The sequence below is a fragment of the Komagataeibacter europaeus genome (assembly GCF_002173515.1).
Classification (GTDB): Bacteria; Pseudomonadota; Alphaproteobacteria; order Acetobacterales; family Acetobacteraceae; genus Komagataeibacter; species Komagataeibacter europaeus.
In genome coordinates, this window is record NZ_CP021467.1 from 96,735 (window position 1) to 111,778 (window position 15,044).

Here is a 15,044-nt window from a genome sequence, read left to right on the forward strand (position 1 = left end):
GAAAGTATGGTGATGGCAAAAAAGAAAGCCCAGATCTCCGTCTATCTCGACCCTGATGTGATGAAGACCCTCTCCGCCTATGCCGCGCGACGTGCGCAGCCGATGTCCCTGATCGTGGAGGCTGCCGTCGCTTCCTTTCTGTCGCCCGACGGGGAGGAGCGCCGCGAGGCTGCAACATCGAAGCGCCTCGACCGGCAGGACCGGCGTCTTGCGCGGCTGGAGCGCGATATCGGCATCACGGTGGAGACCCTGGCGCTGTTCATCCGCTTCTGGCTCACCACGACCCCGCCCTTGCCTGAACCGGCTGCCAGGGCAGCACGGGCGCAGGCCGGGGCGCGTTACGATAATTTTGTCTCGGCCCTCGGTCGCAGGCTGGCCCAGGGACCGAGACTCCAGCAGGAAATTCCAGACGATGTTTCCGATCCTGCCTTACAGGATGAACCGGATTCGTAATTTCCGCACCCTGCAAGTATTTTTGCCCTACGTTTCCCCACCGCCCTACGACGCATGAATTCCTGTTGAACCGCGTGGTTTCCTGCCTTTCTTAATTGCCCCGTTGCTGTCCGCGCATCGTGTTCGGCTCATAGCGGGGAAAATCATGTCAGTTTCCAGCATCCATGAAAGGGCCACGGTACGCGGCATGTCCATGCTGCGCACGGCGATGGGACCGGCGATTGCCCGGCACCTCGCTGATCCTGCCATTGTCGAGGTGATGCTCAATCCCGATGGCAGGCTGTGGATCGACCGCCTGTCCGAGGGGCTGGGCGATACCGGCGACAGGGTTACGCCGGCCGATGCCGAGCGCATCGTACGCCTGGTCGCGCACCATGTCGGGGCGGAGGTGCATGAGGCAGCACCGCGCGTATCGGCGGAACTGCCAACCGGTGAGCGGTTCGAGGGATTGCTCCCGCCCGTCGTGACCGCCCCGAGTTTCGCCATCCGCAAGCCCGCCGTGGCCGTGTTCACCCTCGACGATTATGTCGCCGCCGGAATCATGACGGTGGGGCAGGCGGTATTTCTGCGCCGCGCGGTCGCGGAACGGAAAAACATCCTGGTCGCCGGCGGGACATCGACCGGCAAGACCACGCTGGTCAATGCGCTGCTGGCCGAGGTCGCGAAAACCGGTGATCGCGTCGTGCTGATCGAAGATACGCGGGAACTGCAATGCACAGCCCCCAATCTGATCGCCATGCGTACAAGGGATGGTGTCGTAACCCTGTCCGAACTGGTGCGGTCCGCCCTGCGCCTGCGGCCCGACCGTATCCCGATTGGTGAGGTGCGCGGCCCCGAGGCGCTGGACCTGCTGAAAGCATGGGGCACCGGCCATCCCGGCGGTATCGGTACACTACATGCCGGATCAGTGCTCGCGGCCCTGTATCGGCTGGAACAACTGATCCAGGAGGCGGTGGTCACAGTGCCACGCGCCATGATCGCGGAAACCATCGACGTCATCGCGGTCCTGTCCGGACGCGGCACGGCCCGCCACCTGTCCGAACTGGCAGAAATCGATGGCCTAGATCCCGTGACGGGTGCCTATCGCATCCGTCCGGTCAGCTTCTCGTCTCTCGAAACATCCTGCTCTGCCAATGGAGAGTCATCATGAGGCCGCCTTCACGTCTGCGCGCCGTCGTGTGCGCTGTCGCACGTCCTGACTGGCATGTGCGGGATCTCCGTGTATTCGGAACGTCCCTGTTGCTGTCGTTTGCTTTCGCGTCGTCGGCATGGGCGTCAGGATCCAGCATGCCGTGGGAAACCCCGCTCAACGAGATTCTGGAATCCGTGCAGGGACCGGTCGCCAAAATCATCTCGGTGATCATCATTACCGTGACCGGCCTGACGCTGGCCTTCGGGGAAACATCCGGCGGGTTCCGCCGCCTGATCCAGATTGTCTTTGGTCTATCCATTGCTTTTGCCGCGTCCAGCTTCTTCCTGTCGTTCTTTTCGTTCTCCGGTGGGGCGCTGATCTGATGGCCGTGGGATATGACGATGATGCCGTGCCGGGCTTCCATGTCCCGGTGCATCGCTCGCTGACCGATCCCATCCTGCTCGGTGGTGCGCCCCGCGCCGTTGCCATCGCCAACGGCACGCTGGCGGCAGCGATCGCCCTTGGTCTGCGGCTGTGGCTGATCGGGGCCGCATTCTGGATCGTCGGCCATGGGCTCGCGGTCTGGGGTGCGAAACGCGATCCGGTCTTCATCAAGGTGGGACGACGGCATCTCCGTTATCCCGCCTGGCTTCGTGCGTAGAGGGAGGACAGGGCCATGATGTCCCTTGGCGAATATCGCAACCGAAACTCCCTGCTGTCTGATTTCCTGCCCTGGGCCGCGCTGGTCGAAAAGGGCGTCGTCCTGAACAAGGACGGCAGTTTTCAGCGCACCGCAAAAATACGTGGTCCCGATCTCGATAGCGCAACACCAGCGGAACTGGTCGGTGTGACCGGAAGATTGAACAATGCGCTCCGTCGCCTTGGCTCAGGCTGGGCGGTGTTCGTGGAAGCGCAGCGCGTCCCGGCGACACTCTATCCTGACGGTGACTTTCCCGACGCAGCCAGCCAGATGGTCGACCTGGAGCGCCGGGAGCAGTTCGAGGATGAGGGCGCGCATTTCGAGAGTCGGTATTTTCTGACCCTGGTCTGGCTGCCACCGGCGGAATCATCAGGTCGCGCCGAGCGTTTTCTCTATGAAGGCAGGGAACGCGATGGTCCCGATCCGCATGGCATGCTCCATACGTTCGTGGACCGCACGGATCGGATGCTGGCCTTGCTGGATGGCTTCATGCCCGAGGCGGCATGGCTGGATGACGGTGAGATGCTGACTTATCTGCACAGTACCATCTCCACCCGGAACCAGCGGGTCCGGGTGCCGGAAATTCCGATGCATCTGGATGCCCTGCTGGTGGACCAGCCGCTTTCGGGTGGTCTGGAGCCAAAGCTGGGCGATGCCTTCCTTAAAACCCTGACCATTACGGGTTTCCCGTCGCGGACTTTCCCCGGAATCCTGGACGACCTGAACCGGCTGGCCATGCCCTATCGCTGGTCCACCCGCGCCATCCTGCTGGACAAGACCGACGCCACCAAGGTGCTGACGAAAATCAGGCGCCAGTGGTTCGCAAAGCGCAAGAGTATCGCAGCCATTGTCCGCGAAGTGATGACCAATGAGGCGTCAGTTCTCGTGGATAACGATGCCGCCAACAAGGCAGCCGATGCCGATCTGGCGTTGCAGTCGCTGGGCGCGGATGATGTCGGGCAGGCTTACATCACGGTCACGGTGACGGTGTGGGATGGCAGCGCCAGCATAGCGGCGGAAAAACTTCGCCTCGTGGAAAGGATCATTCAGGGCCGTGACTTCACCTGCATGGCGGAAAGCCTGAACGCGGTGGAGGCGTGGCTGGGATCTCTGCCGGGGCATGTCTACGCCAATGTGCGGCAGCCCCCGGTCTCGACCCTGAATCTGGCGCACATGATTCCGCTTTCCGCCGTGTGGGCAGGGCCGGAGATGGATGGGCATTTCAAGGCCGCACCGCTGTTTTATGGCAAAACGGCAGGGGCCACGCCGTTCCGGTTTTCCCTGCATGTCGGCGATGTGGGTCATACGCTAATCGCGGGACCGACCGGGGCAGGTAAATCCGTGCTGCTGGCGCTCATGGCGCTCCAGTTCCGTCGCTATGCGGGATCGCAGATTTTTGCCTTCGATTTTGGCGGGTCGATGCGCGCGGCAACGCTGGCGATGGGAGGCGATTGGCGCGACCTCGGGGGTGGACTGACAGATGCCGATCTGTCTGGAGAAGAGGGCAGCGGCGTATTACTTCAGCCGCTGGCGCGGATCGATGATCCGGATGAGCGCAAATGGGCCAGTGAATGGCTCGGTCAGATCCTTGTCGGCGAGGGGGTGGCGCTGACCCCGGAGGTGAAGTCTCACCTCTGGTCGGCTCTGAATTCGCTGGCATCGTCGCCTGCCCGTGAGCGGACCCTGTCCGGCCTGGTCGCGCTTCTCCAGTCCAACGCCCTGAAGCAGGCGTTGGCGCCCTACTGCCTCGGTGGTCCCTACGGCCGCCTCCTGGATGCGGATGCCGAGCGTATCGGGGATGCCGATGTGGTGGTGTTCGAAACCGAAAGTCTGATCGGCTCGGGCGCGGCCTCCTCCGTTCTGTCGTACCTGTTCCACCGCATCGAAGGCCGTCTGGACGGCCGGCCGACCCTGCTGGTCATCGATGAGGGCTGGCTGGTTCTCGATGACGGGGATTTCTCCGGCCAGTTGCGAGAGTGGCTGAAAACCCTGCGCAAAAAGAACGCCAGCGTCATCTTCGCCACCCAGTCCCTGTCGGATATTGCCAATTCCCGCATTGCTCCGGCGGTGGTGGAAAGCTGCCCGACACGGATATTCCTGCCTAACGAGCGGGCGATCGAGCCGCAGATCATGGCGCTCTATCGGGATTTTGGCCTGAACGACCGACAGATCGCCATCATCGCGCGGGCCGCGTCGAAGCGGGACTATTACTGCCAGACGCAACGCGGCAATCGCCTGTTCGAACTGGGGCTCGGGCCTGTCGCACTCGCCTTATGCGCAGCATCAGGGAAGGACGATCACAAGCTGATCGATGCAGTGCTGGCGGAACACGGCCGGGACGGTTTTCTCCTCGCGTGGTTTGACGCGCGGGGCGTGTCATGGGCGGCGGATCTGTTGCGCGACGATCGCGGGGCGGAGGACGTGCCATGACGGAAAGACATTGCCAGCTTCGGACCGATTTTTTTGCGCGTGTGAGAGAAAAACATTTCCATCGCACTGCTCTTGTCGCCTCTGTTACGCTGGCATTCGGTGCAACGTTCGACCTTTCACGACCGGCCCGTGCCCAATGGGCGGTCTATGATGGGGCGAACCACGTCCAGAACGTGCTGATCGCGGCCCGCACGCTTCAGCAGATCGACAACCAGATCACATCTCTTGCCAATCAGGCGCAGATGCTGGTCAACCAGGGCCGTAATCTGGCGAGCCTGCCACTGTCGACATTGTCGACGCTGCAATCAACGATTTCCCAGACAACAGCCTTGCTCGCGCAGGCACAGAACATCGCTTATTCGGTGACCTCGGTCGAGCAGCAATACCAGCAGGCGTACACCTCAATCTCGTCCGGCATGTCAGACAGTGCCCTGTTCAGCCAGGCACAGACACGGTGGCAGAATTCCGTGGGCGGGTTCGAAGATGCCCTGAAGCTTCAGGCTCGGGTGGTAGGAAACATCCCCAGCGACAGTTCGGCCATGACCCAGCTTGTCTCTTCCAGCCAGACCTCCACGGGCGCGTTGCAGGCGGCGCAGGCAGGAAACCAGCTTCTGGCGCTACAGTCCCGTCAGTTATCCGACATTCAGGCCGAACTTGCTGCCAATGGCCGCGCCACAGCCCTGCAACAGGCGCGCGATGCTGCGACGGAAGCGGAAAGTGAAGCTCAGTATCAGCATTTTTCACAGCATGACGCCTATGTGCCCGGCACGGTGTCCATTTTCGGCAGCAGCGGGAACTGACCGCCATGGCGATGGGCAATGTGGGCGTTATCGACACTTTCCTGAATACCTTCACCACCACCATCGACAGCGGCTTCGGTCTGGTGAAGGGGAATGTGATCTCACTAGCAGGAACACTGTCCGTGCTGGATATGGCGCTGGCTGGCCTGTTCTGGGCCTGGGCTGCTGATGAGGACATCATCCAGCGTCTGGTGAAGAAGACGCTCTATATCGGATTCTTTTCCTTTCTGATCAGCAATTTCTCCAGTCTGTCGAAGACCGTCTTTGACAGTTTTGCGGCCCTTGGCCTGAGAGCCGGTGGCGGCAATCTGGCACTCGGAGACTTCCTGCGGCCCGGCCGACTGGCATCCACGGGTTTCGATGCAGCCCAGCCGCTTCTGGATTCAGTCCATAATCTCCTTGGTCCTGTCGCCTTCTTTACGAACTTCATTCAGATCTTTGTGCTCTGTCTGTCGTGGCTGATCGTGCTCGCGGCGTTCTTCATTCTGGCCGTGCAGCTTTTTGTTGCCCTGATCGAATTCAAGCTGACCACGCTGGCGGGTTTCATCCTGATCCCCTTCGCCCTGTTCAGCCGCACCGCCTTTCTGGCGGAAAAGGTGCTGGGCAATGTCGTCTCGTCGGGTGTGAAGATCATGGTGCTGGCGGTCATTTCCGCTATCGCGTCGGTTCTGTTCGCCCAGTTCTCAACCTCCTACGGCAGCGACGTTCCCACGATCGGGCAGTCCGTCTCGGTGGTGCTGGCCTCCCTTGCAATTGTCGGCCTGTCCATTTTTGGCGGCAGCATCGCCAATGGGCTGATTTCCGGCGCACCGCAGCTTGGCGCGGGAGCGGCAGTCGGTACCGGCATGGCGGTTGGCGCCATGGGTGCTGCTGCGGCGGCCGGTGTCGGGGCTGTTGCTTCCGGTGGTGCCGCAGCCCTCGGCGCCACGGCTGCCGCCGCGCGGGGAGGGGCCGCGATTGCCGGGGCTGCTACCTCCGCCTATTCGGCCGGAGCCGCAGGCGCGTCTGGCGGCGCGGGCAGCATGGCCGCCGGGATCGGAGGCATGGGCCGGGCCGTCGGTGGAAATGTCGCGAATGCCGTCAAAGGGGCGGCTTCGCGTGCCGGTTCATCCCTCAAGGAAAGCTATGCCGCCGGTGGACGCTGGGCCGCGCGCGGGATGGGGGAGGGAGGCGAAGGCGGAGCCGGGGATAACGGACCGGCACCTTCTGGAGGCGGTGGTCCTGCCGGAGAAGGGGATGGCCCCACGGGTGGCGGCCCTACCGGTGAGGGTCCGTCTGGTGGAGATGGTGGCGGTTCCGGCGAACCGCCCCGCTGGGCTCAGAAGATGAAGCGCCGCAATGCCGCCGCTCATGCTGCTGAGGCCGCCCATGTTATCCGCTCCGCCGATGGCGGGGGCGGATCTTCCTCCATCGATCTGTCGGAAAAGGAATGAGGACGATGTTCCGTCGCTCCACCACCCGCTACGGGACCACGCCCGAGCCTGTCACGCCCTATCAGAAAGCCGCGCAAGTCTGGGACGAGCGCATCGGCTCCGCCCGTGTACAGGCCCGTAACTGGCGGCTGATGGCGTTCGGCTCTCTGCTTCTGTCCGCAGGCCTTGGCGTAGGGCTGGTCTGGCAGTCCGCGCGCGGTACCATCACGCCGTGGGTCGTGCAGGTCGATCGGCTGGGGCAGGCGCAGGTCGTGGCCCCCGCGATAGCGGGCTATATGCCCGCCGATCCGCAGATCGCTTGGTATCTGGCGCAGTTCGTTCATGACGTGCGCGCTCTGTCGTCGGACCCTGTGGTGGTGCGGCAGAACTGGCTACGCGCCTATGATTTCACCACCAAGTCGGGCGCTCAGGCGCTTAACGATTATGCCCGCCTCAATGATCCGTTCTCGCGCATCGGGCATGAGCAGGTCGAGGTGGACATCGCCTCGGTGATTCGGGCGTCTCCCGGCAGCTTCCGTGTCGCCTGGAGCGAGCGCCATTACCGCGACGGCGCGTTCACCGGCACCGAACGCTGGACCGCCATCGTGTCGGTCGTTCTGCACACGCCACGCGATGCCGACCATCTCAGGAAAAATCCGCTCGGAATCTACGTCTCCGCCATCAACTGGTCGAAGGAGCTTGGTCAATGACGCGCTTCATTTTCGCAGCCCTTCCTGTGGCGCTGCTCTCGCTTGCCGGTTGCGCGGGCAGTTACCATCCGCCCGTCATCCGGTACGATGACGCCGCGCGCGCGACGAGAATTCCCGATCCACCGAAGCCCGTGCAGGTGGTGGAGGTGCCACAGCCACTTCCTCTGCCGGGCCAGTTCAAGCCACTGCCGTCACGACGCACGGCCCATCCGGTCCCCGAGGTTACTGATCCGACCACGCGCGTGACCCAGGCTAATCTGGCGGCGCGCATCCAGCCGACGCGGGCCGGTTTCATCAATGCGGTGCAGGTCTATCCCTATTCTCCGGGTGCCCTCTATCAGGTCTATACCTCGCCAGGCGAGATCACGGACATCATGCTCCAGCAGGGTGAAAAACTGGTGGGCACCGGCCCAGTTGCTGCTGGGGATACGGTGCGCTGGGTCATCGGTGACACCGAAAGCGGAGAAGGGGCGACCAAACGCATCCATATCCTGGTGAAGCCGACCCGGCCGGATCTGACCACTAATCTGATCATCAATACTGACCGACGGACTTATCTGGCGGAATTGAGGTCAACACCCCCCACATACATGGCGTCGGTCTCGTGGAACTATCCCGAGGACGATCTGATTGCCCTGCACCGGCAGGACGACGCGGCCGATGACTCTGCCCCAGTGGACGCGGGGCTGAATCTCGATACTCTGAATTTCCGCTATGCCATCCAGCCGGTGAAAGGCGGCACGCCGCCCTGGTTACCCGGCCGGGCCTTTGATGACGGTCACAAGGTCTATATCGCTTTTCCATCCGGGATCGGGCAGGGGGAACTGCCGCCGCTCTTCGTGCTGGGGGCGGATGGCGGCCCGGAACTGGTCAATTACCGGGTGCGGCAGAACTGGATGATCGTGGATCGGCTGTTCGCCGCCGCTGAACTGCGGCTGGGCGATAAGCATTCCGAGCAGCGGGTGCGCATTGTCCGCATTGACGGCAGGAAGTCATGACCGGGCAGGCTCACACAGTGGGAGAAAATTCTGCGGCTCCGGCCACAGGGGGAAATTCCGCAGCATCACCGCCGCCACCTGATCTGCGTCTGCGGACGGAACGACCGCGTGTCGTGCGGCTTTCCCGCACCGTGGTCTGGTCGCTGGGCGGGGTTGGTATGATCGCGGTGGCCTTCGCGCTGGGCTATGCCCTTCAGGCAAGCCATCGGGTGTCATCCACGCCTGCCGCGCAGGACGCGGATGTGCGTCCCTCTGCCGACGGGCTGGCGGGACTGCCGTCCGACTATGTCGGCAAGGATGTGCCGAAGCTGGGACCAGCGCTGCCCGGTGATCTGGGGCATACCATCCTCCACGCACAGGAGCAGGGAAAGGCAGCCTCGGGTGGCGACGACCGCCGTGCCGCGCAGGAGGTCGAGGCCGCAATCGCCAGCAAATTGTTCGTGCAGACGGGAGAACGCGACCGGGGTACCGACCAGGCAACTCCGCCCACATCGGGTGCATCTGCGTCCCAGGCAAATCCATCTTCTTCGACCGACGCCCAATCAGGCAACCGTGCCTTTCTGGCAGGCCAGCCTGACCGCGCGACGACCAGCCCGGATCGCATCATGCCGTCAGCTTCGCCTTATATCCTTCAGGCGGGCACTGTCATCGCGGGGGCGCTGAACACGAAAATCAGCTCTGACCTTCCGGGTCAGATTACTGGCCATGTCACGCAGAACGTCTATGACAGCCCGACCGGTCGTTTCCTGCTGATCCCGCAGGGAAGCCTGCTGTTCGGGGCCTATAACAGCGGCATTTCTTTCGGGCAGCAGCGTACCCAGATCATCTGGACCCGGCTGATTTACCCGAACGGCGAGAGCCTGGTGCTGGAAAAACTGCCCGGTGGCGACGCCATCGGCCAGTCCGGCCTGTCCGATGAAGTGAACAACCACTGGGGCCAGCTTTTCAGGGCTGCCATCGTGACCACGCTCCTGAGCGTCGGATCAGAGGCCGGAACCAGTCAGAGCGAGAACAATCTGGCGCAGGCCATCCGTTCTGGGGCCAGCAATGGGTTTTCCATGGTTGGTAACCGGTTGGTTGATCGCAGCCTCAACATCCAGCCGACCCTAACCGACCGGCCGGGGCTGCCTTTCACCTTGATCCTTAACCGCGACCTTGTCCTGCAACCTCGCCACGCAAAGGAAACAGCACCATGACAACGCTGCGCATCACTGAAATTCCGGATGAAAAGCCGGTCCGCATGCCCGTGGACTTACCGGCGGACCTCCATCGTGATCTGGTGACTTACGCAGCACTGGTCAGCCAGAATGGTCAGCCCGTCGATCCAACCCGTCTCGTGCCGCACATGATCCGTGGATTCATTGCATCTGATCGAGCTTTCGCGAAGCTTAAGCGTGCGCGAGCTAAGCAGATAGTAAGCAGAGAAACTTAGTCTATTCGAGATTCTGCTTTCCCAAGAAAACAAGTATTTTATGTGCGACGGTCGACAAATTTCTATCGCGCCATCCAATGCCGTAATCAAGATGTGAAAAACCGTCGCCGTCGCGCACTTCTAGCACAGTTACCTGCTCAAGGATCGTACCTGGAAAAAATGCGAGCCAGCCAGCCGGCATGAGCGTAATACCATGTCCGTTAATGACGAGAGCGATCGTCCGCAGACTTATGATTTCTTCCCTACACACTGTTGGTAGAAAGCCAGCAATGCTTGCTTTGCGTTTTAACAGTGTAGACATGTCCTCTCCTGTATCATCGTTACCGAAGACAAAAGTTTCTTCCCGTAAATCGCTCCAACATGTCGTGACAGACGAAGCAAGAGGATGGTTTGTCGGTGTCACAGCGACAATTCGATCGCTCCACAGTGGTAAGGTAGCTGCGCAAGATTCGTTCAGCGGAAGGGCTATAATTACTAAATCAACGATACCGTCGAAAAGAGCCGAAATTACATCTCTCTTGGATACGTCACGATATATAAACGAAATACCGGGATAAAGAATTCTATACGGTTCGATGAAGGCCGACACCCGTCCTGGCGGTACATTACTTTGTATTCCTATTGATACGATACCGCTTTCACCCAAGGCGCATCTCCGAGTATATTCATAAAGAGCATTTGTGTCGTGCAACAGAGCCTCAGCTTGTCGGAGGAATGCTTCGCCGACTGGCGTAGGCGTTGTGCCAGATGATGTCCTGCGGAAAAGCTGAATTCCGACGCGCTCCTCAAGTAGCCGAAGTGAACGACTGACTGCGGACTGTTTGGAATTTAGAGCGCGTGCCGCGCCATGGATGCTTCCTTGAAGAGCAATTGCGCATACGCATTGCAGTTCCCGTAGATCAAGAGGAGGGTGTCTTACCATTCCATTTCTTTCCTCTCATACAAATTAAAATTCGACAGTTTGTAGTGTGAGTGTTGTAACGCACAATAATATAATTTATGTATACGTGAAAATATAATGTAATATTTATATATTTCTTATATACCACAATTAATACCTAGATATATTTATTCGCATCTATAGATATGCGCGCATGACTCTAGTTTGTAGGCAGAGATAAGATTGTCGGGTCCATTCTCCCAGCAACGGCAACAATTGCAATAACAGCAATAGAAAGTGCAATTTCGGCTATTGTTCCGCGTTGAAGATATTTAAGGCTAACCGTAATGTTTCTTTTCTGGCGTAGATTTTTCACGTATACATAGCGGTTGACGCAGGCGATACAGACCATACCGCTCGTTAATCCCAGCTTGAGAATGAGTAGTGTAGAATAGACAGTGACATGCTTCGGCCATCCCCCCAGGATATTCAGGCCGAGTCCAGAGCCGGTAAGCAGGACCAGAAGCACCGCGATATGCCCCGCAGCCGAGTACCGTGCTAACGCCACTTGCATGGAGCAATCCCACTTCTTTTTTCGTGTATCACTGACAAGCATGGCAACGGGGATGAGGCCCCCGCACCAGAAACTACCTGCAAGCAAATGCACGGCCTGGAAGAACATCGCGCCCACACCGATCATGCGCACGTGACCTGTCAAGGCTGTCGCCGTCAGAAGCACGCATGCGGGTATGACCGACAGGACCGCGCCGCATTTACGCCAAGTTAGAAGTAGAAGACAGACGCCAGCTACGGCCTGAATGATCCATGCCTGTCCAATGGTGGTGTCAACAAGCACGGCTTTGCTTAAAGTCGGCGAGAAGGCATCCTGCCATCCATCTCCGACCTCGGAGACTTCGGCTGGCAGTGTTGCAACGACGATTACCGTCGTAAAAACGCTCCCCCATGCCCAAAACTTTCCCAGGCGGGCAGAGAGTGCGTTTCCGAGTTTGCGCGGAGCCAGCCACCCTGCAAAAAGCAGGCTACCTGTAAGAAAGAGCGCCAGGCTGTCTCGTGCGGCGCGACATAGGATCAGGAAAGCATCCGGTGTCATCGGTTAGTAACTGTGAACCCGTAGACGCCATGAGTCTTGTGTCCATCGACGGCAAGGGCGTGCCAGGTTACGGAATATCGTCCAGGCACGAGGTCAATTTTGAGCGGGATCGTCAGAGTCTTGCCGTCATCCGACAGGGAAACGTTTCCTGTTTCTATAACATTACCCTTGGGGCCAGTGACAACGACGCCGGTGAGCTTGACAACTACTGCTTCAGTAAAGCCTAGCGTCAGGCTCTGCGGCGCCGTTCCCGTGCTATCCGCAGCGGGTATTTCGGCGTTCAGGTGGGCATGTGCATAGGCAGGGTCCGCCATCTGCAGAACGAAGTTCCCTGCGAGACACATAGAGGCAACGATTTTACGGATAGAAGTCATGTTTACTTTCCTTGCTTGGTGTGAATTACAGCAGAAAGACAAATATTTTCAGAGAAAAAAGTCTCTTATTGACCAACGAAAAGGATACCTTCGACGCAGCTATGCTGTTGAAAACAGAATAGTATTGAAAGCTTTCGTCATGCGTTGCTCAAGCTCATCAATGTCTTTTTTAGAAATAATGAGAGGTGGTGCTAAAATTATGCTATCGTGTGAGATTCTTATCAGGACGCCGTGTTCCATACATGCTTTCACAACTGACCGTTTGATGTCTCTCTTCTCATCATTTCGGAAATCAAGCTCCCTGTAGCTACGGAATCCGACTTCAATCGCGCTTAATAATCCGATTGTCCGTGTGGATCGGACCAGTTCGTGTGCCGCAAGTTTCGAAATCATCTTTATCCAATGTTCTGAAATATCCCGCACATGATCTACTATTCTTTCATCCTCATAGATTTTTAGCGTTTCAAGGGCGACGGCAGCGGCAACAGGATGTGCGTGATATGTGCCGCCATGATGAAACCCATGGTGCATAATCGAGCAGTCCACCAATGCGGAGTGAAAATCATCATTCATGACGACCGCCGAAATCGGTTGATAGGCCGCTGAAAGCCCCTTCGATGCGACGAGGCAGTCGGGAGTCTGGTTGACGGTCTGGCTTCCCCACATCTTTCCGGTTCGACCGAAGCCCGTCACGATTTCATCGAAATAAAGAGGAATATCGCGCATCGACAAGACGTTGCGTATTGCTTCAAAATATCCTTCCGGCGCTGGGTACATGCCGCCAGCAATCGAGACTGGCTCGCAGAGGAAGGCCGCGATATTTTCGGCACCCGTGTGATCTATCAGTTCTGCCAGTTCCAGCGCCAGGCGATGTGCATAATCTTCTTCTGTTTCTCCAGCCAACGCGTCACGTGGCCAGCGGGGTTGCGCAGCATACAGAATATCGTCACCCGTCAGATCGAATGAATTGATAATGCTTTCGATCCCGCCAAGTCTCGTGGCAAATATCGTCGATCCATGGTAGCTCCCCCGACGCGTGATTATTTTATGCCGTTTTGGATTTCGTTGTTTATTGATATACCAAGTCGTTTTAATGAGAGTTTCGATAGCTTCCGATCCGGTTGTGGCGAAAAGAACGTGAGCGTCCGGTATCGGCGCTGCCGCGCTGAGCGCGTCCGCAAGCGCGTGGACGACAGGGACCGTCCGGTTTAGCGCGGTGGGATAGACTGGCAGCTCTCGCATCTGGCGTGTGGCGGCTTCGATCAGGCGTTCATTATGAAAGCCGAGCGTAGCGCAAAACAGTGCCGACACCGCGTCGATATAGTCTTTACCCGAAGAATCGAAGACGAAGACACCAGATCCAGATACCATATCGACGCCTGATGACATGGCGGAGTTGCTAAGATGCGATAAGCCGTACACCAGTCGCGAAGTCATCATTGTGCGCCTTTACCAGAGGGAGAGGCTGAGGGCAGAGCCAAAGGGCAGGTCTTTCCCGGATCTGAGAACGCCGGGTTGGTGATGAAGCTCTGATCCGTCAGGGAGTTCAGGAAGGCGATCACGTCCGCGATCTCCGCCTCGCTGATATCGAACGGCTCTATGAACTGGTCGCGCAACGGGTTCTCTCCGTGTGGCCCTGTCGCCGACCGACCTCCCTTCGAGTAATGTGCTGCCAGCACGTCGTGCAGCGTGGCGATGGAGCCATCATGCATATAGGGACCCGTCAGAGCGACGTTGCGCAGGCTTTCCGTGCGGAATTTCCCCTCGTCCTCGGCATTGCCTGTCACTGTCCGCAGCCCGTGATCACTGGCAGGATAGGCCCCCTTGCCGTCCTCGTTATACAAGCCGGTATTGTGAAAGCCTGTTTCTGGAAAGGGCATGTTAGCCGCGCGGATATTGTCGGTCAGATTCAGGCCATTATGGCAATGCGAACATTCGAGCTTCTCGCCGAAGAAGAGCGCCTCGCCTCGTTGCGCGGCCGGGGACAGCGCCGTCTTGTCGCCATGCAGCGAGTGGTCGTAGGGACTGTCGAAGGACAGCAGCGTGCGCTCGAAGGATGCAATCGCCTTCGTGACCGTGGAGAGTGTGATCGCGCCCTTCGCCTCGGGGAAGGCGACACGGAACAGGCGCGCATAGCAGGGATCATCCGAGAGCCGGGCGAACAGCGCCTTTTCCTGGCCGCCCATGCCCAGCTCGACCGGTTGGTCGCTGAACATCGGGATCAGCATCTGCTTTTCCAGAGTGGTGAGCTGTGGATTGGCCCAGGTGTAGCTCGGCAGATAGGCTACGTTCGCCAGTGGCATCGGCGTGCGTAGTCCCGGCTCGCCATGCGCGCCTACATGCGTCGGGACACCAGAGGCAAAGCCCAGTTTCTGGAGATGGCACGACGCGCAGGCGAGCGTCCCATTCTCCGATAGCCGTTTGTCATAAAACAGCCGTCGTCCCAGTGCGACCTTCTCTGCCCTCATCGGATTGTCGGACGGGACGACTGGCGCAGGCGCCCAGGAGGGGATGTCCCAATGCCACGTCGTGGGCCGGGTTGCGGCCGATAGAAGCAGCGCCCCCCCACCCAGAAGGGCCATCTGGAGAACTTTGCGAAATAACGTGCGCAT

General features: G+C 59.2%; 16 protein-coding genes and 1 pseudogene. 11 read left to right on the forward strand and 6 right to left on the reverse strand.

The features are described 5' to 3' along the window. Positions 1-6 precede the first annotated feature (6 nt). The 11 genes from S101446_RS00480 (at position 7) to S101446_RS00530 (ending at position 10,067) form a co-directional block, all read left to right on the forward strand. The gene (locus S101446_RS00480; RefSeq protein ID WP_010517994.1) at positions 7-453 is read left to right on the forward strand and encodes a hypothetical protein; all 447 of its coding nucleotides are present in this window, start codon (positions 7-9) and stop codon (positions 451-453) included. Between the two features lie 145 nt (positions 454-598). After that, a complete protein-coding gene (gene trbB / locus S101446_RS00485; RefSeq protein ID WP_087607240.1) occupies positions 599-1,603 on the forward strand; it encodes a P-type conjugative transfer ATPase TrbB in 1,005 nt (334 codons plus the stop codon). After that, complete coding sequence (locus tag S101446_RS00490; protein ID WP_034933525.1) at positions 1,600-1,968, forward strand: TrbC/VirB2 family protein; 369 nt, start codon at positions 1,600-1,602, stop codon at positions 1,966-1,968. The genes trbB and S101446_RS00490 overlap by 4 nt, the downstream gene beginning before the upstream one ends. Continuing rightward, positions 1,968-2,246: a VirB3 family type IV secretion system protein gene (locus S101446_RS00495; RefSeq protein ID WP_087607241.1), complete on the forward strand. Its 279-nt coding sequence runs from the start codon at positions 1,968-1,970 to the stop codon at positions 2,244-2,246. The genes S101446_RS00490 and S101446_RS00495 overlap by 1 nt, the downstream gene beginning before the upstream one ends. Positions 2,247-2,261: 15 nt before the next feature. After that, positions 2,262-4,715, forward strand: a complete 2,454-nt coding sequence (trbE, locus tag S101446_RS00500; RefSeq protein ID WP_087607242.1) for a conjugal transfer protein TrbE — start codon at positions 2,262-2,264, stop codon at positions 4,713-4,715. After that, the gene (trbJ, locus tag S101446_RS00505; RefSeq protein ID WP_034933520.1) at positions 4,712-5,515 is read left to right on the forward strand and encodes a P-type conjugative transfer protein TrbJ; all 804 of its coding nucleotides are present in this window, start codon (positions 4,712-4,714) and stop codon (positions 5,513-5,515) included. The genes trbE and trbJ overlap by 4 nt, the downstream gene beginning before the upstream one ends. A gap of 5 nt (positions 5,516-5,520) precedes the next feature. Next, complete coding sequence (gene trbL / locus S101446_RS00510; protein WP_034933517.1) at positions 5,521-6,948, forward strand: P-type conjugative transfer protein TrbL; 1,428 nt, start codon at positions 5,521-5,523, stop codon at positions 6,946-6,948. A 5-nt stretch (positions 6,949-6,953) separates the two neighbouring features. Then, positions 6,954-7,637: a conjugal transfer protein TrbF gene (gene trbF / locus S101446_RS00515; RefSeq protein ID WP_087607243.1), complete on the forward strand. Its 684-nt coding sequence runs from the start codon at positions 6,954-6,956 to the stop codon at positions 7,635-7,637. Further along, positions 7,634-8,635, forward strand: coding sequence for a P-type conjugative transfer protein TrbG (gene trbG / locus S101446_RS00520; RefSeq protein WP_007397924.1), 1,002 nt, complete (start codon positions 7,634-7,636; stop codon positions 8,633-8,635). Before trbF ends, trbG begins: the two co-directional genes overlap by 4 nt. Continuing rightward, on the forward strand, positions 8,632-9,831 hold the full coding sequence (locus S101446_RS00525) for a TrbI/VirB10 family protein (RefSeq protein ID WP_029329795.1): 1,200 nt from the start codon (positions 8,632-8,634) through the stop codon (positions 9,829-9,831). Before trbG ends, S101446_RS00525 begins: the two co-directional genes overlap by 4 nt. Beyond that, on the forward strand, positions 9,828-10,067 hold the full coding sequence (locus S101446_RS00530) for a DUF2274 domain-containing protein (protein WP_007397926.1): 240 nt from the start codon (positions 9,828-9,830) through the stop codon (positions 10,065-10,067). Before S101446_RS00525 ends, S101446_RS00530 begins: the two co-directional genes overlap by 4 nt. 1 nt (position 10,068) lies before the next feature. Here S101446_RS00530 and S101446_RS00535 read toward each other — a convergent pair whose 3' ends face one another. The 6 genes and pseudogenes from S101446_RS00535 to S101446_RS00555 form a co-directional block, all read right to left on the reverse strand. Continuing rightward, positions 10,069-10,713: a LysR family substrate-binding domain-containing protein gene (locus S101446_RS00535; protein ID WP_228120804.1), complete on the reverse strand. Its 645-nt coding sequence runs from the start codon at positions 10,711-10,713 to the stop codon at positions 10,069-10,071. An 84-nt stretch (positions 10,714-10,797) separates the two neighbouring features. Continuing rightward, a pseudogene (locus S101446_RS18710) lies at positions 10,798-10,989 on the reverse strand (LysR family transcriptional regulator); the annotation flags it as partial. Between the two features lie 178 nt (positions 10,990-11,167). Further along, positions 11,168-12,058 carry a CopD family protein gene (locus S101446_RS00540; protein WP_034931184.1) on the reverse strand — a complete coding sequence of 297 codons (891 nt, stop codon included), beginning with the start codon at positions 12,056-12,058 and terminating at the stop codon, positions 11,168-11,170. Then, positions 12,055-12,432 (reverse strand): copper homeostasis periplasmic binding protein CopC, encoded by a 378-nt coding sequence (copC, locus tag S101446_RS00545; RefSeq protein WP_010517558.1) that lies wholly within the window; start codon positions 12,430-12,432, stop codon positions 12,055-12,057. Before copC ends, S101446_RS00540 begins: the two co-directional genes overlap by 4 nt. A gap of 99 nt (positions 12,433-12,531) precedes the next feature. Continuing rightward, on the reverse strand, positions 12,532-13,803 hold the full coding sequence (locus S101446_RS00550) for an aminotransferase class III-fold pyridoxal phosphate-dependent enzyme (protein ID WP_007397930.1): 1,272 nt from the start codon (positions 13,801-13,803) through the stop codon (positions 12,532-12,534). A gap of 65 nt (positions 13,804-13,868) precedes the next feature. Continuing rightward, positions 13,869-15,044 carry a methanobactin export MATE transporter MbnM gene (locus tag S101446_RS00555; RefSeq protein WP_208620531.1) on the reverse strand — a complete coding sequence of 392 codons (1,176 nt, stop codon included), beginning with the start codon at positions 15,042-15,044 and terminating at the stop codon, positions 13,869-13,871.